At 65.9% G+C, this 21,748-nt stretch carries 19 protein-coding genes; 13 read left to right on the forward strand and 6 right to left on the reverse strand.

The window, feature by feature from the left end; genetic code table 11:
* Window positions 1–320 precede the first annotated feature (320 nt).
* Window positions 321–2,132, forward strand: a complete 1,812-nt coding sequence (locus tag ACVMB0_RS20885; protein ID WP_461347509.1) for a PAS domain-containing sensor histidine kinase — start codon at window positions 321–323, stop codon at window positions 2,130–2,132.
* The gene (locus ACVMB0_RS20890) at window positions 2,125–2,868 is read left to right on the forward strand and encodes a peptidoglycan-binding domain-containing protein (RefSeq protein WP_461347510.1); all 744 of its coding nucleotides are present in this window, start codon (window positions 2,125–2,127) and stop codon (window positions 2,866–2,868) included. The genes ACVMB0_RS20885 and ACVMB0_RS20890 overlap by 8 nt, the downstream gene beginning before the upstream one ends.
* A gap of 59 nt (window positions 2,869–2,927) precedes the next feature.
* Here ACVMB0_RS20890 and ACVMB0_RS20895 read toward each other — a convergent pair whose 3' ends face one another.
* Window positions 2,928–4,571, reverse strand: coding sequence for an ankyrin repeat domain-containing protein (locus ACVMB0_RS20895; RefSeq protein ID WP_461347511.1), 1,644 nt, complete (start codon window positions 4,569–4,571; stop codon window positions 2,928–2,930).
* A 225-nt stretch (window positions 4,572–4,796) separates the two neighbouring features.
* On the opposite strand from ACVMB0_RS20895, the gene ACVMB0_RS20900 reads away from it, so the two are divergent.
* A complete protein-coding gene (locus tag ACVMB0_RS20900) occupies window positions 4,797–5,141 on the forward strand; it encodes a DUF1491 family protein (RefSeq protein ID WP_074131034.1) in 345 nt (114 codons plus the stop codon).
* Here ACVMB0_RS20900 and ACVMB0_RS20905 read toward each other — a convergent pair.
* The gene (locus tag ACVMB0_RS20905) at window positions 5,138–6,070 is read right to left on the reverse strand and encodes a DUF2336 domain-containing protein (protein ID WP_461347512.1); all 933 of its coding nucleotides are present in this window, start codon (window positions 6,068–6,070) and stop codon (window positions 5,138–5,140) included. The two genes, ACVMB0_RS20900 and ACVMB0_RS20905, sit on opposite strands and share 4 nt — an antisense overlap.
* Before the next feature lie 295 nt (window positions 6,071–6,365).
* Between ACVMB0_RS20905 and ACVMB0_RS20910 the strand changes: the two genes are divergently transcribed.
* Complete coding sequence (locus ACVMB0_RS20910; RefSeq protein ID WP_461347513.1) at window positions 6,366–6,560, forward strand: hypothetical protein; 195 nt, start codon at window positions 6,366–6,368, stop codon at window positions 6,558–6,560.
* 16 nt (window positions 6,561–6,576) lie between these two features.
* Complete coding sequence (locus tag ACVMB0_RS20915; RefSeq protein ID WP_461347514.1) at window positions 6,577–7,344, forward strand: hypothetical protein; 768 nt, start codon at window positions 6,577–6,579, stop codon at window positions 7,342–7,344.
* Here the strand turns inward: ACVMB0_RS20915 and ACVMB0_RS20920 are convergent.
* Window positions 7,341–8,198 carry a LysR family transcriptional regulator gene (locus tag ACVMB0_RS20920; protein WP_461347515.1) on the reverse strand — a complete coding sequence of 286 codons (858 nt, stop codon included), beginning with the start codon at window positions 8,196–8,198 and terminating at the stop codon, window positions 7,341–7,343. The genes ACVMB0_RS20915 and ACVMB0_RS20920 overlap by 4 nt on opposite strands.
* Window positions 8,199–8,289: 91 nt before the next feature.
* On the opposite strand from ACVMB0_RS20920, the gene ACVMB0_RS20925 reads away from it, so the two are divergent.
* Window positions 8,290–9,132 carry an MBL fold metallo-hydrolase gene (locus tag ACVMB0_RS20925; protein WP_461347516.1) on the forward strand — a complete coding sequence of 281 codons (843 nt, stop codon included), beginning with the start codon at window positions 8,290–8,292 and terminating at the stop codon, window positions 9,130–9,132.
* Here the strand turns inward: ACVMB0_RS20925 and ACVMB0_RS20930 are convergent.
* From ACVMB0_RS20930 to ACVMB0_RS20940, 3 genes are read right to left on the reverse strand one after another with little or no spacing between them, the layout of a single operon-like run.
* On the reverse strand, window positions 9,129–9,746 hold the full coding sequence (locus ACVMB0_RS20930; RefSeq protein ID WP_461347517.1) for a DUF1254 domain-containing protein: 618 nt from the start codon (window positions 9,744–9,746) through the stop codon (window positions 9,129–9,131). The genes ACVMB0_RS20925 and ACVMB0_RS20930 overlap by 4 nt on opposite strands.
* Window positions 9,743–10,321 (reverse strand): DUF1214 domain-containing protein, encoded by a 579-nt coding sequence (locus ACVMB0_RS20935; RefSeq protein ID WP_461347518.1) that lies wholly within the window; start codon window positions 10,319–10,321, stop codon window positions 9,743–9,745. Before ACVMB0_RS20935 ends, ACVMB0_RS20930 begins: the two co-directional genes overlap by 4 nt.
* A gap of 1 nt (window position 10,322) precedes the next feature.
* Complete coding sequence (locus tag ACVMB0_RS20940; RefSeq protein WP_456755790.1) at window positions 10,323–12,620, reverse strand: transglycosylase domain-containing protein; 2,298 nt, start codon at window positions 12,618–12,620, stop codon at window positions 10,323–10,325.
* A 287-nt stretch (window positions 12,621–12,907) separates the two neighbouring features.
* Here ACVMB0_RS20940 and ACVMB0_RS20945 point away from each other — a divergent pair, with 287 nt between their 5' ends.
* The 7 genes from ACVMB0_RS20945 to ACVMB0_RS20975 all read left to right on the forward strand — a co-directional run bounded on the left by ACVMB0_RS20945 (window position 12,908) and on the right by ACVMB0_RS20975 (window position 21,665).
* Window positions 12,908–13,444, forward strand: a complete 537-nt coding sequence (locus tag ACVMB0_RS20945; protein WP_456798327.1) for a YcgN family cysteine cluster protein — start codon at window positions 12,908–12,910, stop codon at window positions 13,442–13,444.
* Between the two features lie 159 nt (window positions 13,445–13,603).
* Window positions 13,604–15,199 carry an MDR family MFS transporter gene (locus ACVMB0_RS20950; RefSeq protein WP_456755788.1) on the forward strand — a complete coding sequence of 532 codons (1,596 nt, stop codon included), beginning with the start codon at window positions 13,604–13,606 and terminating at the stop codon, window positions 15,197–15,199.
* Between the two features lie 579 nt (window positions 15,200–15,778).
* Window positions 15,779–17,002 (forward strand): ABC transporter substrate-binding protein, encoded by a 1,224-nt coding sequence (locus ACVMB0_RS20955; protein WP_456756585.1) that lies wholly within the window; start codon window positions 15,779–15,781, stop codon window positions 17,000–17,002.
* A gap of 94 nt (window positions 17,003–17,096) precedes the next feature.
* Window positions 17,097–17,972 carry a branched-chain amino acid ABC transporter permease gene (locus tag ACVMB0_RS20960; protein WP_050424320.1) on the forward strand — a complete coding sequence of 292 codons (876 nt, stop codon included), beginning with the start codon at window positions 17,097–17,099 and terminating at the stop codon, window positions 17,970–17,972.
* A 1-nt stretch (window position 17,973) separates the two neighbouring features.
* Window positions 17,974–18,900 (forward strand): branched-chain amino acid ABC transporter permease, encoded by a 927-nt coding sequence (locus ACVMB0_RS20965; protein WP_456755787.1) that lies wholly within the window; start codon window positions 17,974–17,976, stop codon window positions 18,898–18,900.
* Window positions 18,900–20,378: an ATP-binding cassette domain-containing protein gene (locus ACVMB0_RS20970; RefSeq protein ID WP_456755786.1), complete on the forward strand. Its 1,479-nt coding sequence runs from the start codon at window positions 18,900–18,902 to the stop codon at window positions 20,376–20,378. Before ACVMB0_RS20965 ends, ACVMB0_RS20970 begins: the two co-directional genes overlap by 1 nt.
* Before the next feature lie 45 nt (window positions 20,379–20,423).
* Window positions 20,424–21,665 (forward strand): ABC transporter substrate-binding protein, encoded by a 1,242-nt coding sequence (locus tag ACVMB0_RS20975; protein WP_456755785.1) that lies wholly within the window; start codon window positions 20,424–20,426, stop codon window positions 21,663–21,665.
* Window positions 21,666–21,748 lie beyond the last annotated feature (83 nt).

The raw sequence follows: 21,748 nt of genomic DNA on the forward strand, positions 1-21,748 counted from the left end.
GCGCCAAAAATCGCGGAAAACCCGCCTGACTTGATTCGCCGTAAATTTTCGATTGATGGCGGCTTGAGGCGATCGGATGCGCGGAATCCGCCGCGTCCACCATTTCGAAACCATAGATCATCGCATTCGGAAACCAGCCGTTCACCATCCCCGACAAATGAGCGGTGAATGGCGGCGTCGAAGCCTCCCAATGCACGGTGTTTGGCAGCAGGCCACCCCGCCTTAGCGTTCGCTTAAGTTCGCTCTGACACGTTGACCTGCAATCACGAAGGAGGCGTTCCGGCGCGTCTAACTGACGATTGAGCCGAAGCGCGAGTGCTGTGAGTAGTTTGAGTCTGATCCGCGATTGCCTGGATGCGCTGCTGCATCCGTCGGCGCAGTATGATGCGCTGACGCGTGCGCGCCATCGCGCCTTCATGGCGCCGCGGCTGCTCGGCAGCCTGGCTGCGCTGGCTTCGTTCCCTGCCTTTCTGGCGATGCGCGGCGCGCCGACCGCGATCGAGGTCGCGGCGTTCGCCTGGCTGATCGCGCCGATCCTGCTGTCCTGGTTCCTGTCGCGCACCGGCCGCTATGAGGGCGCGCACGTGCTGTCGTCGCTGGCGCTCGCCGGCCTCGTGATGCTGATCGCGGCCTCCACCGGAGGCATCGCCTCGTTCGCCGCGGTGTGGCTCGTCGTGATTCCGATCGAGGCTGCGCTGTCGGCGTCGCGTCGCGTGGTCGCCTTTGCCTTTGCGCTGGCGATGATCTGCGCCGCCTTGCTCAGCGTGCTCGGTCATTACCACGTGCTGCCGCTGGTCGATCCCGCGGTTGTGTCGAACAGTACGCTGGCCGGCTTCGGCGTCGTGTCGGCGATCTTCTATGCCGCCGGGCTGGCTTTCGGCGCGGAGTCGCTGGCGCGGACCAGCGTGGCGTTGTTGTATGTCGAGGAAGAGCGCTACCGGCTGCTCGCCCACAACATGAGCGACGTGTTGTCGCGGCACAGCCGCAACGGCGCGGTGCGCTTCATTTCGCCTGCGGCCGAGATCATGCTCGGCATGCCGGCCTCGCGGCTGTCCGGCCATGGCCTGTTCGACCGCGTTCATGTCGCCGATCGCCCGGCCTATCTCACGGCGCTGTCGGATGCGGCGCGCGGCGAGTCCCGCAGCGTCGAGTTCCGCGTGCGCCGCGACGGTGCGCGCGGCGAGGCTGCCGCCGAATTCATCTGGGTCGAGATGCGCTGCCGTGCGCTCGACCAGACCGCCGCCGATGCCGAGGTCGTCGCCGTGATGCGCGACGTGACCGATCGCAAGCTGCAGGAGCAGGCGCTCGAGCAGGCGCGCAACGCGGCCGAGCAGGCCGACGCCTCGAAGACGCGCTTCCTTGCCACCATGAGCCACGAGCTGCGCACCCCGCTCAATGCCATCATCGGCTTCTCCGAGATGATCGCGCAGGAGGACGTGCTCGGGCTCGATGCGGCGCGCCGCAAGGAATATGCCCAGCTCATCAACGATTCCGGCCAGCATCTGTTGTCCGTCGTCAACGGCATCCTCGACATGTCGAAGATGGAGTCGGGCAATTTCGAGATTTCGCCGGAGCCGTTTGCGCCGCGGCCGGCGCTGCTCAATTGCTGCAACCTGGTGGCGCTGAAGGCGCGCGAGAGCGGCGTCGACCTCGTCACCCGCGTGCCCGACGATCTTCCGATTTTGAACGGCGATCCGCGCGCGTTCAAGCAGATCGTCCTCAATCTGGTTTCCAACGCCATCAAGTTCACCGAGCGCGGCGGCAAGGTCACCGTGTCGGCCGGCGTCGAGGGATCGCGGCTGCTGCTGCGTGTCTCGGACACCGGCGTCGGCATTGCCGCCGACGACCTCAAGCGGATCGGCGATCCGTTCTTCCAGGCCGGCAAGACCTATCAGCGCCGCCACGAGGGCACCGGCCTTGGCCTGTCCATCGTGAAGGGGCTGGTCGGCCTGCATCACGGCGACATCAATGTGGAGAGCAAGGTGGGCGAGGGCACCATCGTGTCGGTCGCGCTGCCGCTGGCGTTCACCCCGCCGGCCGCGGTCGAGCCGTCCAGCAATGTCTCGACCCTGAAGCCCGCGCTGCGATCCGGACTGCAAGAGCAAACCCATCAGGTGAAGAAGAGTGCCTAGACAGACTTTGGATGACGACGAAACGCCGCGCCGTCGCCGCGGCGCCAAGGCAGTGGCCGTCGCGGCCGAGGACGAACGCGGCCTCGTGCTGCGTTTGCTGCTGCACAGTCCGAAGGACTTGATCGCCGGCGTGCTGGCCCTGTCTGCCATCGTCGCGATCCTGATCAATGCGCTGTTCCTGCAGGCTGGTCGTCATCCGTCGCCGATGTTCGGCGGCTCGGTGGTGACGCTGCCACCTCCGGCGGTCGCGGCGACCAATCCGATGCCGCGCCCGCGCCCGGCCGAGGCGGCTGCCCGCTCGGCCGAGCCGGCTGCGATGGAGCCGTCCAAGCCGGTCGATGTGAAGCCGGTGGAGACCAGGTCGGTCGAAGCCAAACCGGAACCCAAGCCGGTTGAAGCCAAGCCGGCCGACCCGATAGCCAGTCTGGTGGCGAAGTCGGCCGCAACGCCGCCGGCCGCCGCACCGTCTCCGGCCGCCCCGCCGTCCAGCGTCATTCGTCCGCCGGCGCCGATCCCGACCGCGCATCTGAGCCCGGCCGGCAAGCGCATCGCCGCGGTCCAGCGGGCGTTGACGGAGTATGGCTACGGCCAGCTCAAGCCGACCGGCACGATCGGTGCCGATACCCAGCACGCGATCGCAAAGTTCGAGCGCGCGCGGAAATTGCCGGTGACGGGGCAGATGTCTGATCGTCTCGTGCGCGAACTCGGCGCGATGATCGGGCACGCAATCGAGTAGGATCTATTTGGGCCGGGCTTGAAGCCCGGCCATTTCACACCTGACGCATCAGAGTGTCGTCAGACCGCTTCGCCCAGCAGTACGTCTCTGACCTCATCCGAGAACGGTTTCCTGCGGCCGGCCACCAGCACCCATTCCGGATCGTCGCGATCGGCAATGCCGCGCGGCATGCCGTGATCGAGCAGGGCCTGCGCGCAGCCGACCCAATCGCCGCCTTCGACCGGCTCGTTGCAGGAGGCCCAGGACAGGCTTCCGGAGGCGTTGTCGCCAAAGCCATGCTGTTCGGTCCACTCTGCACCGTGCTCGAGCAGGAAGCGCGTCAGCCCGGCATTGCCGCGGAACACCGCATGATTGAGCGCCGAGGCATCCCAATCGCCGCCGCGCACGGTGATCGGCCAGCCAAGCCTGACCATCAGCCGCACCGCATCGTCATCGCCGACTGCGGCGAGCTCGGGAAGCAACCGCAACTGCTGCGCTGAGAGCGAGCCCGGAAGATCGGGCCGCGCGATCTGGATCCGCCGCGCTTCGCTCTCATTGCCGCTGCTGCATGCCGCGACGAACCGCTCGTCATCGCCGAGCGTCTCGTCACCGGTCCGCTCGCGCAGCAGCGCGGCGACCTCGGTCAGGCCGAATTGCAGCGCGAACCGGTAGGCGCTGAGACCACCAGGTGTGGTGATGCGCGGATCCGCGCCGGCGTCGAGCAAGGTCGCGATGCACGTCGGCGACCGCCGCCGCCGGATCGCCCACATCAGTGGCGATCCGCAATCCGTCAGCGGCGCGTTACCGGCGGGCTCGTTCGGATTGGCGCCGTGCCGCAGCAGCAATTGGAGCGCTGGCAGATTCTCGTCGTCGAGCACCTTGTACATCGCATTGGTGCCGGCGATCCGCGCGCCATGCTCGAGCAGCAGGGCTGTCGTGACAGAGCCTTCGAGCGAGTGGTAGAGCGATTCATTGTCGTTCGGATTGGCGCCCGCTTCGAGCAACAGTTCTGTCAGCGCAAGATCGTGGTTGCGCCCGGCTGCGCCATAGAGCGCCGACAGCGGATTGCTGTCATCGGGCGCGTCGAGCGTTCCGGGCGGCCAGCGGCTGCCGATATGCTGGTCGGGATCGGCGCCCGCGTGCAGCAGCAGGCGCGCGCAGCGATGCAGCCGCGGTTGATAGTCCGGAAGCTGCAGCAGGCTGGAATGCGTGACCGCGACGAGCGGCGGCAGTTTGAGCGGACCGCCGGGACGGTTGACCCATGCGGGATCGTTGGCCGCGGTACGCCGCAGCGTCTCCTCGTCGCCAATAGCGCAGGCGAGATAGGGATCATCGGCCACGAGGTCGGGATACTCGCCGAGCATCCGCGCCGCTACGCGCGGATGCGCGCGATCGCTGGTGCCGCTGACATCTGCGGCATAGAGCAGCTGCAGCCAGCGGCGCACGCGCTCGTCCCGGCTTTCGCCGGGCGGCGATTGGGCCTCGACATAGCGGCGCAGGTCCGGCCACGAGGCGAAGCCGAGATCGCGCGCCACGCAGGACTGCGCGTCGTGCAGCCGCAGACCAAGTGCTGCGATCTGCGCGTCGCTGCGGTCGGCGGCCGCCGGAAGCGACTGCCGGAAACGGGTGTAAGCCTCCGGCGCCTGTCGCCGGTAAAGGCGGATGAGCTCCTTGGCCTGCTTCTTCAGATGTTCGAGATTCAATCGCGCGGGCGATCGGTTCATGGCAACCTCCGTGCATCACCGCCGATGGTCCACAAAACCGGCTGCACAAAGGCTTGGTTGGCTGCGTATTCGATGCAAGTGGGTTCGACCCTTCCCGTGGACCCGGGCGCGGCTTGCACCGCAGATGCGAGGATATGGGCGGCGCTTCTATCGGTCAACCCGCCACTGCGTGACGGCATCTGTGACGATTGGACGTGGCCGCGCCGCTGGCCTATAGGTCGGCGCATGCGATTGAAAACCAGCATTTGGGTCGCGGCGTATCTGCGCCGCTGCCAGACCGAGGGCGTGTTCGGCGCAGTCCGCAAGAAGGGCGCCGAAGAAGCCGGCGCCGTGTTCGTGAAGGTGGCGCTGATGGACGGCAATGCGATGCTGTATGCGCCGGCGCCGCAGACGGTCTATGACGACAGCCGTCCGGTCGAGCGGCTGTTCGTGCCGACGGCGCCGCAGCCGGTGTCGGAGCCGTCAGTCGAGGAGCGGTTGACCAAGGAGCTCCGCTTCGATCCCGACGCCTGGATCGTCGAGACGGAGGACCGCGCTGGGCGGCACTTCCTCGATCTGGCGAAGAGCTAGCTGCCGGACTTCTGATTGCGGGCGGCGGGCGCGCTGCCGGGCTGCACCGCGGGGCGCGTCTGCGAGGATGCTGCGCGCAGGTGATGGCGCTCGTCATCATAGAGCGCCGAACGATACTTGTTGCGGGCCACCGCCATGGTCGAGCCGCGCCACGCCGCCAGCATCACCAGCGCCGAGCGCTCGCTGAGACGATCGTAGAGCCGCGACAGGCGGTAGACATAGTTGACCGACGAGCCGGCTTCCGGATTGAGGAACATCAGGATCCGCTGGAACGCGGCACTCGACACCTCAAGCGCCCGCATCGCGCAGGCAAGCGGCTCGCCGCCGGGATCGCTGACGACATCGGCGGCGATCCGCGACGGCAGGATCAATGCCTCGCCGAGCTCGCGGGTAAAGTTGTCGACGTCCTCGGCAAACGCCGCCATCTCCAGGATATGGATCGCGCGCGCGGCGCGGGCGGCCGGAATCCGCGCCGCGGCCTTCAACGGCGTCTCCTGCAGATTGTGCAGGATCTGCGCGCGCTCCTTTGCGTTGGCGGCAAAGAACATGTCGGAGATCTCGGCGGCATCGTTCGGCCGCATCGCAAGGCTCGCGGCCATCCGCAGTTCGGCCTCGGTCGGGATCCTGGCCGGCAGCGCGGATGGTGCGGGCGGGGCAATCGGCGCGGCGGCCGGCTCCGGCTGGCCGGGTTCGGCGCGGCGCAGCCCGAGCTTGTCCATGATCCTGGCGGGCGTTGCCGGATAGATCGCAAGCCGCGCACGGACCGCGGCGCGGGTGGCGTCGTCGACCTCATCGATCAGGCGCGATGTCAGCTCGACGAACTGGCGTTCCTCGTCGGCGGAATGCGCGCTCGCCTGCACATAGAGGTCGGTCAGGACGCGCAGCAGCGTCGGGCGGATGTCGACGCCCTCGCGGCGGGAGAGGGTCATCAGCCCATCGAAACCAGGAAATAACGGAGCTGCGCTCATCTCGGGCGTACGCGACTTGCCAGTAAGACTCGGTCTGAAAACCTTGTGGCGGCGAGCCTACGCAGGCTGTTTTAAGACGCAGTTAAGGAAAACAAGCCGTGAAGCCAAACCCTCGCATTTGCCCGTGTCCATTAAGGCACAGCGCCATATCCGTAACCGTCCGTATCGGCAGTTTAAGATGTCATTAACCATGCCCGTTCTTAACTCGGCCTGCGCGGGGCAAATCATGTCCGTGCGGGGCCAGAGAGAACCGAACATGGGCACCATCGTTGAGTTTCCGGCGGATGCGGCTGCACGGCGACCGAGTGTTGTCGGTGCTGCCGGCGAAGGCATGGGGGCCGTGCTGATCCTTCCCGTCGTCCGGATTGAGCGAACGACGGAGGAGACCGGCGGTGGTCGCGGGCCGGAGCAGGGCACTGCGCAGGGCCGTCGTCGCCGACGCCGCTCCTGATCGCGGACATCGCGCAATGCCGCAGCTTGTGCAGCTGACCGCCGCCCGGCGGTCACTCCCGGCGCTGATCCTGCTACTCGCGGGCACAGCGCTCGCGGGCTGCAGCGGCGGCGATTTCGGTCGCACCCGTGCCGATTTCCGCAACGACGACATGCATCGCTGGATGGGCGCCGAGGCGACCGGCAGCGTCGGCAAGAACGCCTCGCAATTCCAGCTCACCGAACACGAACGCCAGCTGCGCGATCTCGCCTATCAGTTCATCGAGCCGCCGCTGTCGCGGCCGGCGTGGAAGAGCGTGTTCGGAGACTACCAGCCGCTGCCTTCGCCGTGGCGGCAGAAGGTGGTGTTCGATCGCACCGCCTATGGCCGCAATCTGATCGACGAGCCGCATCGCTCGTTCGCCTCGCGCTACTCGCTGTTGATCGACGAGGTGCGTGACGACATCACCCGCTTCGAGCCGTTCTTCGCCACCGCGGCCCAGGTGATCGAGCTCGACCGCAAGCGCAGCGCCAGCCTCAAGATGATCGGCGATGTGTCGCCGAAGGAGCGGGCGGATGCGGTGGCGCGGATGGAAGAGAACGCGCTGATCGTGCAGTGGGTCCAGCAGAGCCTGGAGCGGCGGATCTCGTCCTATCGCTGGGCGCTGGAGCGGCTGGTGATCCAGGCGCCCGACGGCATGGCCGCCGACGCCGAACGCCAGATCAACGAGCTTGCCCGGCTCACCGCCAGCGCACCGCTGATGTCCGCGCCGGTCACGGGCCAGGCCGTGGTATCGAAGGGCTAGGCTCGCTTCGCTTTCCTTGCTGTCGATCCGCCGCGACTGCTTGGTTGCCGCGGCAGGCTCGCAATGAATGCCTTCAGCGCATCGGACGGCGGCTGCGCCGAGGGATAGGCGAGGCCGACCTGGCGCGTCACCTCGACATCGATCTTCCGCATCGCGACATCAGGATTGCCGCGCGCCACGCCTTCGGGGACGATCGCGACGCCGACCCCGGCCGCAACCAGCGCCATCGCCCACTCCTCGGATTCCGCGATCGCCACCGGCTTGCGCGGCGGCGAGGTGCGCTTGAAGAACTCCTGCTGCTCGCAATGGCAGCGGTCGATCATCGGAACGCCGGCGAAGTCGGTGGTCCGCAGCGTCGCCTTTAGGGTAAGGGGATGCGACGGCGGCAGCGCCGCGACGTAGCGCTCGCTCCAGAGCGGGATGAAGTGTTCGCCGGCGCCGATCATGGATTTGGCGACGATGCGCGCATCCGCTTTCTCGTTGGCGCCGACCAGCCGGAGTGCGAGGTCGGCATTGCCGGTCAGCGGCTTCAGCAGCGCGATGGTGCGGGCCTGATCGAGCGTTCGCAACAGGCCGAGCATCAGCGCCTGCCGTGTCGCCGGCTTGCGGAACAGGTTTCGCGCCGCATCCGCCTCGTCGATGATCCTGCGGGCGATGCCGTGGAATTGCGCGGCCGCCTCCGTCGGCGCCATGCCCTTCTTGTGCCGGATGAACAGCGTGGTGCCGAGCTCGGCCTCGAGATTGGTGATCGCCGCCGAGATGGATGGCTGCGAGATGAAGCAGCGCTTCGCCGCGGCGGTCAGGTTGCGCTCGCGGTAGACCGCGGCGAAGTAGCGGAGTTCGCGGATATCCATAGGACAGTCCTATCATATCGATAGAAAGACAATATTTTACCTATGGAATGGCGAGTGGCAAGCCTGCCTCGGCTCCAGCGGAGGATTTGTCATGCGCATCCATCATCTCAACACCGGCACGATGTGCCCGATCGGCAAGCGGCTCGTGAACGGCAGCGGCAGCATCTTCCAGCGGGCGCGGATGGTCTGTCATTGCCTGCTGGTCGAGAGCAATGACGGCCTCGTGCTGGTCGACACCGGGATCGGGCTCGACGACATCGGCGACCCGCCGCGGCTCGGGCGCAAATGGGTGCGGCAGACCACGCCCCGGCTCGATCCGGCCGAGACTGCCGTCCGACAGGTGAAGGCGCTCGGCTTCTCGCCTGGTGATGTGCGCCATGTGCTGCTGACGCATCTCGATCGCGACCACGCCGGCGGCGTGCCTGACTTTCCGAAGGCCAGGGTGCACGTTCATCGCAAGGAATACGACATGGCGGTGACGCATCAGGTCGCGCCGCCGGTGGGACGCTACATCACGGCGCAGTGGCAGCACGGGCCGGATTGGGCGTTCTATGGCGCCGATGGCGAGGATTGGTTCGGCTTCAAGGGCGTGCGCGCGCTCGGTGATCGCGAGCCGGATATTCTGATGATTCCGTTGCACGGCCACACGCTCGGCCATTGCGGCATCGCGGTGCGCGACCAGGGCAAGTGGCTGCTGCACGCCGGCGATGCCTATTTCCATCACGCCCAGCTCGATGCAAGGCCGCGGATCCCGCTGGTGCTCGGCATGTTCCAGCGCCGGGCGGACATGGATCGCGCAGCGCGCGTCCAGAACCAGGAGCGGCTGCGGCAATTGAAGGCGGCGCATGGCGCCGACGTCACGATCGTCAACAGCCACGATCCCGTCGATTACGAGACCTGCCGCTGCGGCCGGCACCTGGCATTGGCCAGCTAGCGCTTGCGTGCCGCAGGCGGCGGGGCGGGAGCGGGCGGCGGAGGTGCCTCCTGCTTGGCCGCGACCGGCTCGGCCTGCACCTTGCATGAGGAGGCGGCGAGCGAGGCCTGCGCCTGCGGCATCAGGCCGGGCTCCGGCGCCAGCGCCTTCAACAGGATCAGTCCGGTCGAGGTCGGCGAGTCGATGATCAGCCGGTCGGCCGCGGTGACTTCCTCGTCCTCGGGCAGATCGTTGTGCTGCGCCTCGGTCATCAGGTCGAGCTCGATCACCTTCTTGCCGGCGGAGCGGTCGTTGATCGCGTAATAGGCGACCTCGTTGCGGGTGTAGAACGACACCGAGGTGTAGGCCTGGCTGACCGGCACGGTGAGCTTGAGGGGCCCGGTCGAGAGATCGTAGCGGCAGATCGCCACCGCGAAGGCCGGATCCATCAGCGGCATCGGCGCGTGGCTCGGGTCGGCCAGCGGCAGCTGCGTCACCTCGTTGAGCTTGGTCATCGGCGTCAGCCGCGAATAGGCGTCCTGCGAGGCGATCCGCGGCAGCGCCAGCACGCTGACGAGATGCACCACGCCGCCGAGCAGCACGCCTGCGAGGATGGTGAGCAGCACGCGGATCATGAACAGCCCGTCGTGGTGATCGAGGGCATCGGCGCGTCGCGCTGGGTGCGGGTCGCGACCCCGACCGGCGTGTCGTAGAGCCGCAGCATCAGCGCGTAGCGCTCGATGCCGCCGGTCGGCAGCCAGTTGCCGGCGCGCGAGCGCGAGGCGATGTGGATCTCGAACGTGCCGTCGGAGGCGCGCATGATCTCCTGGCTGGTGAAGCCGTAGCGCTGCAGCGAGTTGGCGACGAGGTGGCCCTTGCGGTCGAACAGCGTCAGCGTCCAGAACCGCGCCGCCGGGGTCACGCCGCTGACCACGACGTCGCAGCGGCCGTCGAGCGGCTTGTTCTTGTCGTCTGACGTCGCCGAGAACGCGATGCCGTCGCCGGTGCCGATCGGCAGCTCGCCGCTGCGTGCGATGGTGGCACGCGAATAGGGATCGACGTCCGAGGTGCCGTTCTTCGGCCGCGCGGTCCAGGCGCCGATCTGCAGCGTGCCGAGATCGGTGCCGCGCGTCGCCGTCGCGTAAGTCAGGCCGAGGCCGACGGCGGTGGCGATCACGAGGGCCAGCAAAGTGGTGAGGAGGAGCCGCACGTCAGTTCTTGCGTGGCACAGAAGGTGTCGCGCCGTCCGGCCCGGCCGCGGCAACGTAGTTTTCGGGGAACGCCAGCGCGCTCGAGGACTCCGCCTTGCCGGTCTTCGAGGGCTCGTTCAGCGTGGTCTTGCCGGTGGTCTTCTCGGCGGTTCTGGCGGCATCGTCGAGCAGCTTCTCGACCCGCACCAGGATATCCGCGCCGCGCTTGGTCAGCACCGGCGGCGGACCCGGCTTGGTCTCAAGGACGCGCGGCGCCGCGTTGGCCTGGGCATTGGCCTGCGCCTGCGGCAGCTTCTGGCCCATGCCGACGCCGGTGAGTTCGCGGACTTCCACGCCCTGATGTGCAGCAACCATGATGTCGTGCCAGGTCTGCGCCGGCAGCGAACCGCCGGTCATGCGGTTGGTCGGCGAATAGTCATCATTGCCGTACCACACCGCGCAGGTGAAGTTGCCGGTGTAGCCGACGAACCAGGCGTCGCGATAGGCGTTGGTGGTGCCGGTCTTGCCCGCGGTCGGAATGCCGTCGAGCGCGGCGCGGCGCGCGGTGCCTTCGCTGACCACGTGGCTCATCATGCCGGCCATGTCGGCGGCAATATTCGGCGGGATCGCCTGCCGCGGCTTCGGACCGTCGCGGTCCCAGCGCCAGACCAGATCGCCGGCGCCGGTGCGCACCTCGAGCACGGCATGCGGCGTCACGGACTTGCCGCGGTTCGGGAAGGTCGCATAGGCCACCGCATGCTCGAGCACGGTGACTTCGTCGGAGCCGATCGGCATCGACGGCGTATCGGGCAGCGGCGCCGTGAGGCCGAAGCGCCGCGCGACCTCGACGATCGCGGCGCGGCCGAACTTGGCCGGATTGGGCGCCTTCGGCTGCAGCTTCTGGCCGATCGCGATCGACAGCTTCACCGGGATCACGTTGATCGAGTTGGTGATCGCCTGCGTCAGCGTGATCAGGCCGGAATAGGAGTGGCCATAGTTCTGCGGGCACCAATTGCCGATGCAGACCGGACCGTCGACGATCTTCGAATTGGGCGTGAAGCCGTTCAGCAGCGCCGTGGTGTAGACATACGGCTTGAACGACGAGCCGGGCTGGCGATAGGCGTCGGTGGCGCGGTTGAACTGGCTCGACCCGTAGTCGCGTCCGCCGACCATGGCGCGAACGCCGCCGTCGAGATCGGACACCACGGTCGCGGCCTGGGTCGCGTGATAGTCGCGACCGAACTGGCGGAGCTGGTTCTCGATCGCTTCCTCGGCCGCGTGCTGCACGTTCATGTCGATCGCGGTGCGGACCACGAAAACGCGCTCGGTGTAGGATTTCGGGAAGGTGTCGACCAGCTTGCGCATCTCGTCGAAGGCGTAGTCGAGATAGTAGTTCGGCGAGTTCTCGTCGCGCCGGTCGACCGCGACTGCGGGATTGCGGCGGGCGCCGAACACCTGGCCCTCGGTCATGAAGCCGGCATCGACGAGGTTGTCGAGCACGACGTTGGCGCGGGCGCGCGCCGCGGGCAGGTTGATGTGCGGGGCGTATTTGGTCGGCGCCTTGAACAGACCGGCGAGCATCGCGGCTTCCGCGAGGTTCACGTCGCGCACCGACTTGTTGAAGTAGAAGTGCGCGGCGCCGTCGACGCCGAAGGTGCCGCCCCCCATATAGGCGCGGTCGAGATAGAGCTTGAGGATCTCGTTCTTGGTCAGCCGGGTCTCGAGCCAGATCGCAAGGAAGGCTTCCTTCACCTTGCGCTCGATGGTGCGCTCATTGTTCAGGAACAGGTTCTTGGCAAGCTGCTGGGTGATCGACGAACCGCCCTGGCGGACGCCGCCGGCCTGCGCGTTGGTGACGAGCGCGCGGGCGAGGCCCGGCACGTCGATGCCGAAATGATCGTAGAAGCGGCGGTCTTCGGTGGCGAGCGTCGCCTTGATCAGGTTGTCCGGAAAGTCTTCCAGCGGGATCGAGTCATTATGCTTGATGCCGCGGCTGCCGATCGGGTTGCCGTAACGGTCGAGGAAAGTCACCGCGAGGTCGGACTTCTTCAGCCAGTCCTCGTCGGCGGTCTCGCGGAACGCCGGGATCGCGAGCGTCAGCAGCAGGATCATGCCGCCGAGCCCAAGGGTTGCGGCTTCCGACAGCGGCTCGATGAACACCCAGCGCTTCCAGCGGCCGACATAGAAGCGGTCCATGAAGGTGGAATAGCGCTCGTAAAGCTCGCGCAGGCCCTTGCCCGACGAGAACAGCGTCGAGTCGATACGCGCATCGAGGTCCAGGAAGAAATTCCGGACCTTCTGTTTCCAATGCGACGGCATGATCTGAAAGGACCGACCCTTGATCAGTTTGACAGCACTGCGGGCGCCCTAACGGGCACAGGCCAGCGTCTTGCTTCGATGTTGCGGCAATCCCAAGGCGCTTTTGCGTCCTTGGGGACTCGTTCCACGTTCTATCCGAGCGGCTGCCATAAACCAATGGCGCGGCTGGTGAATTTAATGAAAGGCCTAACGCTGCCCACCGGCTTTTGCGACCCCGCAATCGCACCCCCTTGCGGAGGCGGCGCCGGCGTCCCAAGAAGAGCTGCACCGTAAAATTCAGGGATAGCATGACCGCACCGCCCAAGCGCCCGTCGGACCAGGAGGGATTCTTCTGGAAAACCAAGACGTTGGAAGAGATGTCCAGCGCCGAATGGGAGAGCCTGTGTGACGGCTGCGCACGTTGCTGCCTGGAGAAGCTCGAGGACGAGGACACCGGCAAGATCTATTTCACCCATATCTCCTGCAAGCTGCTCGATGCGGGCCTGTGCGCCTGCAAGGACTATCCGAACCGCTCCGACCAGGTTCCGGATTGCGTCCGTCTGACGCCGGAAAACGTCCGGACCCTGAACTGGCTGCCGCCGAGCTGCGGCTATCGCCTCGTGGCCGAGGGGCGGGACCTTTACTGGTGGCATCCGCTGGTCTCCGGTGATCCCAACACCGTTCATGAAGCTGGGGTCTCGGTGCGCGGGCGGGTGGAGGGCACCGAGCTCGACGTCAACGACGCCGACCTCGAGAGTCACATCGTGCGCTGGCCGGCGGTGCTGCCCAAGCAGGCGCAGTTGAAGAAGCGACCGAAAGCGCTCGGCAAAACGACCAAAGCCTGACGTTGCCGCTGCGTCCGCGATCACGTCATCGCGAGAACAGCGCGGTGGGATGCACCCATGCGCTGGGGTGCCTGCCTCGGCAGGCAATTGCTGCATAAATTGCAAAACAGAGAATGATTCCATCGCGGGATGCGCCCGCGCAGCAGCATTACGCCTCAAATGAACAAGTATGAACGGCAGAGCCGTTTTCCTGCCGACCAATCCACTTTGCCTGACGACATTGCCGGAGAGCTGTCCCGTCTTCCAAGCGAAGTGATCGAGCTCAGCGATGCGCCCCCGCTGGCGCCGCCGGCACCGCTCAATCCGGATGAAGTCCGCACCATCGTCATCAGCCTGATGCTGACGATGTTCCTGGCCGCGCTCGACCAGACCATCGTCGCGACCGCGCTGCCGACGATCGGGCGTCAGTTTCACGACGTCACCAATCTCTCCTGGGTGATCACGGCCTATCTGCTCGCATCGACAGCGGTGGCCCCGGTGTTCGGCACGCTGAGCGACATCTATGGCCGCCGCGTCATGATCATCACCTCGCTGAGCCTGTTCGTGGTCGGTTCGGTGCTGTGCGCGATCGCGCCCAGCATGACCATGCTGATCGTTGCCCGCGGCCTGCAGGGGCTCGGCGGCGGCGGCATCATGCCCGTGGTCCAGACCGTGATCTCCGACGTGGTGACCCCGCGCGAGCGCGGCCGCTACCAGGCCTATTTCTCCAGCGTCTGGATGGCGGGCGGCATTCTCGGCCCGGTGGTCGGCGGCGTGTTCGCCGAGCATCTGCACTGGTCGATGATCTTCTGGATCAATTTGCCGCTCGCGGCCGCTGCACTGGCGCTGCTGCTGCCGAAGATGGGCAAGATCCCGGTGTTCCACCGCAAGCGCAAGGTCGACTGGCTCGGCGGCGTGCTGCTGATGGCCTCGGCCGTCGTCTTGATGCTGGTGCTGACCTGGGGCGGCACGCGTCTCTCGTGGTTGTCGCCGACCATTACCGCGATGGTCGGCGCCTCGATCGCGCTCGCCGGTGCCTTCGTCTGGCACGCGCGCCGCGCCGACGAGCCGTTCCTGCCGCTGTCGCTGCTCGGCGGCTCGGTGGTGCCGTTCGCGATGGGCGCCGGCGGCTGTGCGCTCGGCGCCATGGTCGGCCTCACCGTGCACCTGCCGCTCTATTACGAGGTGGTCTATCACCTCACCGCCAGCGAGGCCGGCCTCGCGCTGATCCCGCTCGCGGCGATCTCGACCTTTGGTGCGGCGATCGCCGGCCGCACCATGGCGAAGGCCAAGCACTACAAGCGCGTCGCGATCGTCGGCACTTCGGTCGCCGCGATCTGTGCCGTCGGCATGGCGGTGACGACGCTGCCGCTGTGGGGCTTGCTGCTCGTCATGAGCGTGTTCGCGCTCGGGCTCGGCACCACATTCCCGATCAGCGTGGTGTCGTTGCAGAACGCGGTGGCGCGGCCGCAGGTCGGAACCGTGACCGGCGCGATGAACTTCTTCCGCGCCATGATGGCGTCGTTCACGGTCGCCGCCTTCACCACGATCCTCTTGATGACGCTCGGCACCGACATCTCGCTCGCCGGCGAGCATCACGCCGCTTCCGCCGGCACCGTCAGCGCGATCCCGATGGCCGACATGATCACGGCATTCCGCTACGTGTTCGGCGCCGCCGCCGTGCTGCTGACCACCGCTTCGATCTGCATGATCACGATGGAAGAGCGCCCACTCGCCGGCCCCGCCACGCGGCCGCCGGCGGAGATGGCGGAGTAGGGCTTGTAGCCAAACTCACAGCTGTCGTCCCTGCGAAAGCAGGGACCCATACGCCGTGACTTTCGTTATCAAAGGGACTCGTCGTTCCAGCATCGTTTCAATAATGAGTATTTGTGGTTATGGGTCCCTGCTCCCGTGCGCAATTGCGCACTAGGCAGGGACGACACCGAGATTGTTACACGGTCTGCGACTCATACATCCGCCTTCTCGCGAGGCCCGCGCTACTCTATCCCTTCGTCATTCCGGGGCTCGCGAAGCGAGAGCCCGGAATCCATTTCACCACAGGTGATGCGGCTTAATGGATTCCGGGCTCGCGCCAAGAGGCGCGCCCCGGAATGACGGATGGAGAGTTTGGCGCCCCGCGCCTTTTATTCCCGCGCTGCCTCATATTTATTCAGCCGCCTCACTCCGACCCACTACTTTAGTCGCCGCCCAAGCATGGCGATCTGCGCGCAGTTTCACTTGCTGCGCATTTTGTCGCGGCTATAGTCCGGCCCCAAGAGCTCAAAGCAGCCGAACAAGAACACAAAAGAGGAGAGAAACAGGGTGAAAAGAACATCGCGACTGCCTGCTCATGCGATGCAGCAACTTGCCGGAGCGGCCGTGTTGGGCCTGTTGGCAGCCAGCCCCGGCGGCGCGCTTGCCGCTGACACCCTCAAGATCGGCGTGATCGCCGAAGCTCAGGCCATTGCGGGGGCCTCGATCCCGCAGGCAGCGCAGCTGGCCGCCGACGAGATCAACGCCAAGGGCGGCATCGACGGCCGCAAGATCGAGATCGTCTCCTATGACAATCACTCGTCCTCGGCGGATTCGGTGCGCGCGTTCCAGCGCGCGGTCAACGAGGACAAGGTCAACGTCGTCATCTCGAGCTACATCAGCGAAGTGGTGCTGGCGCTCGAGCCGTGGGCCTCGCGCCTGAAGACGCCGTTCGTCACGCCCGGCGCCGCCTCCAACGAGATCAGCAAGAGCGTCCACGCCGACTACGAGAAGAACAAGTACACCTTCCATGGCTACCTGACCTCGGCGGCGCTGGCGCTGTCGGTCTGCGACGCCGCCAAGGAGCTCCTGGTCGATCAGAAGCACATGAAGACCGCGGTCATCATGAGCGAGGACGCAGCCTGGACCAAGCCGCTCGACGTCGGCTACGAGGAGTGCCTGCCCAAGATCGGGCTCAAGGTCGTCGACCATATCCGCTTCTCGCCCGACACCACCGACTTCACGCCGATCTTCAACAAGGTCGAAGGCTCGAAGCCCGACGTGATCATCACCGGTATCTCGCATGTCGGCGTGCAGCCGACCGTGCAGTGGAAGAACCAGCAGGTGCCGATCCCGATGTTCGGCATCTCCTCGCAGGCCACCAACGAGACCTTCGGCAAGGACACCAATGATGCGGCCGAAGGCGTGCTGTATCAGGGCGTGTCCGGCCCGAACGTGGCGGTGACGCCGAAGTCGGTGCCGTTCGCGGAGGACTTCAAGAAGCGCTACGGCAATTACCCGTCCTATGCGGGCTACACCGCCTATGACGAGGTCTACTACATCGCCGATGCAGTGAAGCGCGCCGGCTCTGTCGATGCCGACAAGATGGTCGATGCGCTGGAGAAGACCGATTGGGAAGGCACCATCGGGCGCGTCCAGTTCTACGGCAAGGACGATCCGTTCACCCATTCGATCAAGTACGGCAAGGGCCTGATCACCGGACTGATGCTGCAGTGGCAGGGCGGCAAGCAGGTCGCGGTCTGGCCGAAGGAGGTCGCCAAGAGCGACCTCAAGTTCCCGAGCTTCATCAAGCTCACCACCAATTAACCGATGATAATGCTCCCGGGTCACTCCCGGGAGCATCCTTATTCGGTCCCGCGTCCTCCACAACAGGCAGCCCGGCTGCCGCGGCCAATCTGAGATGCTTGCCTTACAAATCCTGATCGATGGCTTTGCCATCAGTGCGCTCTATGCGCTCGGCGCCACCGGCTTCACCCTGATCTTCGGTGTCTCCGGCGTCCTCAATCTCTCCCACGGCGCCATCATGGTGGCCGCAGCGGTCGCGGCCTGGGCCGCGGCCAGCGTGCTGCACCTCGACATCTACACCGGCGCGCTGTTTGGTGTCGGCGTGGCGCTGATCGTGTCGTTCGCGACCTATTTCGCGGTCGTGAAGCCGATCCAGAATTCCACACGGATCCCCAATGAGGAGAAGGAAATCTTCGTCCTCACCGGCACGTTGCTGTGGGGTATCATGATCCAGGAGCTGATCGCCTATTTCTTCACCAACAATGCCAAGACCGTGCTGCCGATCGTCGAAGGCGTCGTCGATATCTTCGGCAACCGCACGCCGCGCAACAATATCTTCACCGCGCTGGTGTGCTGCCTCGTGATCGGCCTGCTGTGGCTGCTGGTGAACCGCACCCGGACCGGCAAAGCGGTGCTGGCGGCCTCCATGAACCCGCGCGGCGTCACGCTGCTCGGGCTCGAGCTCACCCAGATCTACATCGTGGTGTGGGGCATCTACGGCATTTTGGCCGGCATCGCCGGCGTGCTGCTCGGCATGTTCCTCGGCGTCAGCTCCTACAGCGTCGGCCCGCTGACCGCGAGCGCGTTCTCGATCGTGGTGCTCGGCGGTCTCGGCAGCGTGTCGGGCTCGCTGATCGCGGCCTTCGTGGTCGGCTATCTCGAGACCATCACGGCCTACATGATCTCGCCGGCCTACCGCACCATTCCGGCGCTGCTGCTCCTGGTGTTCGTGATGTATATCCGGCCCCAGGGCCTGCTCGGGAGGCGCTGAGATGGCCAACTTCTTCACCTCGCGCCTGTTCTTCATTTCGCTGGCCTGCGTGGCGATCGCGGCGACGCTGCCGCTCTACGTCTCGGGCTACATCCTCGGCCTGCTCACCGTCGCGTTCTATTTCGGCGTGTTCGCGATGGCCTGGGACCTGTTGTTCGGTTTCGCCGGCGAGGTCAATTTCGGACCGACCTTCCTGATCGGCACCGGCGCCTACACCGCCGGCATCCTCAACAACCAGTATGGCTGGTCGGTCTATGTCTGCATCCTGCTCGGCGCGCTGGCCTCTGTGGTCGCGGGCTTCGTGCTGGCACTGCCGGCGCTGCGGGTGAGGGGGCCGTATTTCGGCCTCACCACGCTGGTCGCGGTCTTGATGTTGCAAAACTTCGTCGTGGTGTTCGCCGATCTGACCGGCGGCGAGATCGGGCTGACGATCCCCGACGTGATCAGCATCAATGCCGGCACCAACTACTGGATCGCGCTCGGCTTCATGACCGTGAGCGCGGCCATTCTGTACGGTCTGTCGCAATCGCCTGTCGGCCTGGTGTTGCAGGCGAGCGGGCAGGATCCGGTGCAGGCCGGCGCGCTCGGCTTCAATATCGTCAAACACAAGCTCGCGGCCTTCATCGTCAGCGCCTTCTTCTCGGGCCTGTCGGGGGCGCTGTTGGTGTTCTACTTCGGCACCGCCTCGGTCGGCACCGTGGTCGACGTCGCGGTCGGCGTCAACGTCATCGTCTCCGCCGTGCTCGGCGGCCGGCGCACCGTGCTGGGGGCTGCATTAGGCGCGATCTTCCTGATCGTGGCCGGCGAATTCCTGCGTCCGACCGGCGAGCTTGCAACCTTCATCGTCTCGGCGGTGGCGCTGCTCGTCGTCCTGTTCTTCCCCGGCGGTTTCCTCGGAGCGGCCCTGTCACGCGAGGCGCGCTCCTGATGGATCAGACTGTGACCACCGCAACCCTCACCGTCCGCGGATTGACCAAGAGATTCGGCGGCCTGACCGCCGTGAAGAACCTCTCGTTCGATCTGCATCCCGGCGAGATCCTCGGCCTGATCGGGCCGAACGGCTCGGGCAAGTCGACCGCGATGAAGAGCGTGATGGGCATCGAGCGCCCGACCGCGGGCGAGGTGCTGTTCGAGGGCGAGAACATCGCTGGCCTGCCCGCGCACAGAATCGCGCGCAAGGGTTTTGGCATGGTGTTCCAGCACTCGCGGCCGCTGAACCGGCAGACCGTGCTCGAGAACATCATGGTCGCGCTGCTGCCCGACAGCCTGTTGATGCTGTTTCCCGACAAGGCGCTCACCGAGCGCGCCAAGTGGATCGCCGAGCGCGTCGGCCTCGGCGCGGTGATGAACCGCCGTCCGCCGACGCTGCCGTTCGCCGATCTGCGCCGGCTGGAACTGGCCAAGGCAATCGCGCGTGATCCAAAAGTGGTGCTGGTCGACGAGCCCTTCGCGGGTCTGACCAGCGCCGAGGTCGGCATGTTCTCGCAATTGATCCGCAGCTTCCGTGACGAGGGGCGCGCGGTGATGCTGGTCGACCACAACGTCAAGAGCGTTGCGGCGATGGTCGACCGCGTGCTTGCGATGTATCTCGGCGAGGAGATCACGACCGGCCGCGCCGAAGACGTGATGAAGAACGAGACCGTGCGGCGGGTCTATCTCGGCGGCGCGATCGAGACTCATGCGCGGCCCGAGACCTCGTTCAAGGATAAGGTGCCGCTGCTGCAGGTCGAGAATGTCAGCGTGCATTACGGCAAGGCGCAGGCGCTGGAGAACGTCTCGATGCACGTCCATGAGGGCGAGTTCGTCTCCGTCGTCGGCCTCAACGGTGCCGGCAAGACCACGCTGTTCAACACCATCTCCGGCTTCCTGCCTTACACCGGCGAGATCCTGCGTGGCGGGCAGCCGCTGCGCGGCACCGGACCGGCCAAGATCGCCCGCTCGGGTCTCGTGCAGTGCCCGGAATCGCGCGAGCTGTTCGGCGAGATGACGGTGCGGGAAAACCTCGACCTCGGCGGCCAGCATCTCGACGACGCTGCGCGGGCGAAACAGCTCGCCTGGCTGTTCGAGCTGTTCCCGATCCTCAAGGAGCGGCAGGGCCAGATGGCGCAGACGCTGTCCGGCGGCGAGCAGCAGATGCTGGCGATCGGGCGCGCCCTGATGATGCAGCCGCAGATCCTGATCCTCGACGAGCCGACGCTGGGCCTCGCGCCCGTGATCCTCGAACTGCTGTCGAAGGCGCTGGAGAAGCTGCGCCAGACCACCAAGATCACGGTGCTGCTCGGCGAGCAGAACGTGACGTTCGCGCTTCCGCATGCCGACCGCGTCTATGTGCTGGAGCACGCGCGGATCGTCTGGGAGGGCGATCCGGGCCGGTTCGCCGCGGAGGCCGGCAAGGACTTTCTCTGACGTTCGAAGATTTAAAAACAAGAAAGCAAAGCAAGGGAGATCATCATGTCACGCTATTCAACTGCCACCCGTTTGAGCCTGTTAGCGACTGCGCTCGCGCTGTGCCTCGCGGCGCCGGCCTATGCGCAGTCCAAGGATCCGATCAAGATCGGCGTCATCGCCGAGGTGCAGTCGATCGCCGGCGCGGCAACCCCGGGCGGCGCGCAGATCGCAGCCGACGAGATCAACGCCAAGGGCGGCGTGATGGGCCGCAAGATCGAGATCGTCACCTATGACAACAAGAGCTCGTCGGCCGATTCCGTGCGCGCCTTCCAGCGCGCGGTGAGCGAGGACAAGGTCTCGGCCGTGATCGCGAGCTACATCAGCGAGGTCGTGCTGGCGCTGGAGCCGTGGGCCTCGCGGCTGAAGATGCCGCTGATCACGCCAGGCGCGGCCTCCAACGAGATCACCAAGGCCATCCATAACGACTATGAGAAGAACAAGTACACCTTCCACGGCTATCTGACCTCGGCGGCGCAGGCGCAGCTGGTCTGCGACGCGGCCAAGGAGCTGCTGGTCGACCAGCTCAAGTTCAAGTCGGTCGCGATCATGAGCGAGGACGCGGCCTGGACCAAGCCGCTCGACGTCGGCTACGAGGCGTGCCTGCCGAAGGCGGGGCTGAAGGTGGTGGAGCACATCCGCTTCTCGCCCGACACTACCGACTTCACGCCGATCTTCAACAAGATGGAAGCGGCCAAGCCCGACGTGATCGTCACCGGCATCTCCCATGTCGGCGTACAGCCGACGGTGCAGTGGAAGAACCAGCAGGTGCCGATCCCGATGTTCGGCATCAGCGCGCAGGCGCTGAGCCCCACCTTCTGGGGCGACACCAACGGCGCGGCCGAAGGCGTGCCGTCGCTCGCGGTGGCGACGCCCGATGTCGCGGTGACGCCGAAGACGAAGCCGTTCGCGGCCGCCTTCAAGGCCAAGTTCGGCACGCCGCCGGCCTATACCGGCTACACCGCCTATGACGAGGTCTACATCATCGCCGAAGCGATCCAGCGCGCCGGCTCGACCGATCCGGACAAGATGGTCGCCGAGCTCGAGAAGACGGACTTCGAAGGCACCATCGGCAAGATCCAGTTCTACGGCAAGAACGACGAGTTCACCCACGGCATCAAGTCCGGTCCGGGCGCCGTCACCGGCCTTGTGTTCCAGTGGCAGAACGGCAAGCAGATCACGGTCTGGCCGAAGGCGATCGCCGAGGGCAAGCTGAAGTTTCCGGACTTCGTGAAGCTGTCGCAGTAACGGACGTACTCGCCGTCATTGCGAGGAGCATAGCGACGAAGCAATCCATCTATCCGAGTAAGTGGAGGGATGGATGGATTGTT

It is taken from the genome of Bradyrhizobium sp. USDA 4451 (assembly GCF_054822585.1).

Bases quoted from the DNA above. Each gene is read 5' to 3' on its own strand.
- ACVMB0_RS20930 (WP_461347517.1), bottom strand. From the start codon at position 9,746: ATGATCCGCGTGCTGCTCACCATCCTCGCAGGCGTGCTGCTCGGCGGC.
- ACVMB0_RS20965 (WP_456755787.1), top strand. From the start codon at position 17,974: ATGGCCAACTTCTTCACCTCGCGCCTGTTCTTCATTTCGCTGGCCTGC.
- ACVMB0_RS20920 (WP_461347515.1), bottom strand. From the start codon at position 8,198: ATGGATATCCGCGAACTCCGCTACTTCGCCGCGGTCTACCGCGAGCGC.
- ACVMB0_RS20950 (WP_456755788.1), top strand. From the start codon at position 13,604: ATGAACAAGTATGAACGGCAGAGCCGTTTTCCTGCCGACCAATCCACT.
- ACVMB0_RS20960 (WP_050424320.1), top strand. From the start codon at position 17,097: ATGCTTGCCTTACAAATCCTGATCGATGGCTTTGCCATCAGTGCGCTC.
- ACVMB0_RS20895 (WP_461347511.1), bottom strand. From the start codon at position 4,571: ATGAACCGATCGCCCGCGCGATTGAATCTCGAACATCTGAAGAAGCAG.
- ACVMB0_RS20925 (WP_461347516.1), top strand. From the start codon at position 8,290: ATGCGCATCCATCATCTCAACACCGGCACGATGTGCCCGATCGGCAAG.
- ACVMB0_RS20945 (WP_456798327.1), top strand. From the start codon at position 12,908: ATGACCGCACCGCCCAAGCGCCCGTCGGACCAGGAGGGATTCTTCTGG.
- ACVMB0_RS20940 (WP_456755790.1), bottom strand. From the start codon at position 12,620: ATGCCGTCGCATTGGAAACAGAAGGTCCGGAATTTCTTCCTGGACCTC.
- ACVMB0_RS20915 (WP_461347514.1), top strand. From the start codon at position 6,577: ATGCCGCAGCTTGTGCAGCTGACCGCCGCCCGGCGGTCACTCCCGGCG.
- ACVMB0_RS20975 (WP_456755785.1), top strand. From the start codon at position 20,424: ATGTCACGCTATTCAACTGCCACCCGTTTGAGCCTGTTAGCGACTGCG.
- ACVMB0_RS20905 (WP_461347512.1), bottom strand. From the start codon at position 6,070: ATGACCCTCTCCCGCCGCGAGGGCGTCGACATCCGCCCGACGCTGCTG.
- ACVMB0_RS20910 (WP_461347513.1), top strand. From the start codon at position 6,366: ATGGGCACCATCGTTGAGTTTCCGGCGGATGCGGCTGCACGGCGACCG.
- ACVMB0_RS20970 (WP_456755786.1), top strand. From the start codon at position 18,900: ATGGATCAGACTGTGACCACCGCAACCCTCACCGTCCGCGGATTGACC.
- ACVMB0_RS20900 (WP_074131034.1), top strand. From the start codon at position 4,797: ATGCGATTGAAAACCAGCATTTGGGTCGCGGCGTATCTGCGCCGCTGC.
- ACVMB0_RS20955 (WP_456756585.1), top strand. From the start codon at position 15,779: ATGCAGCAACTTGCCGGAGCGGCCGTGTTGGGCCTGTTGGCAGCCAGC.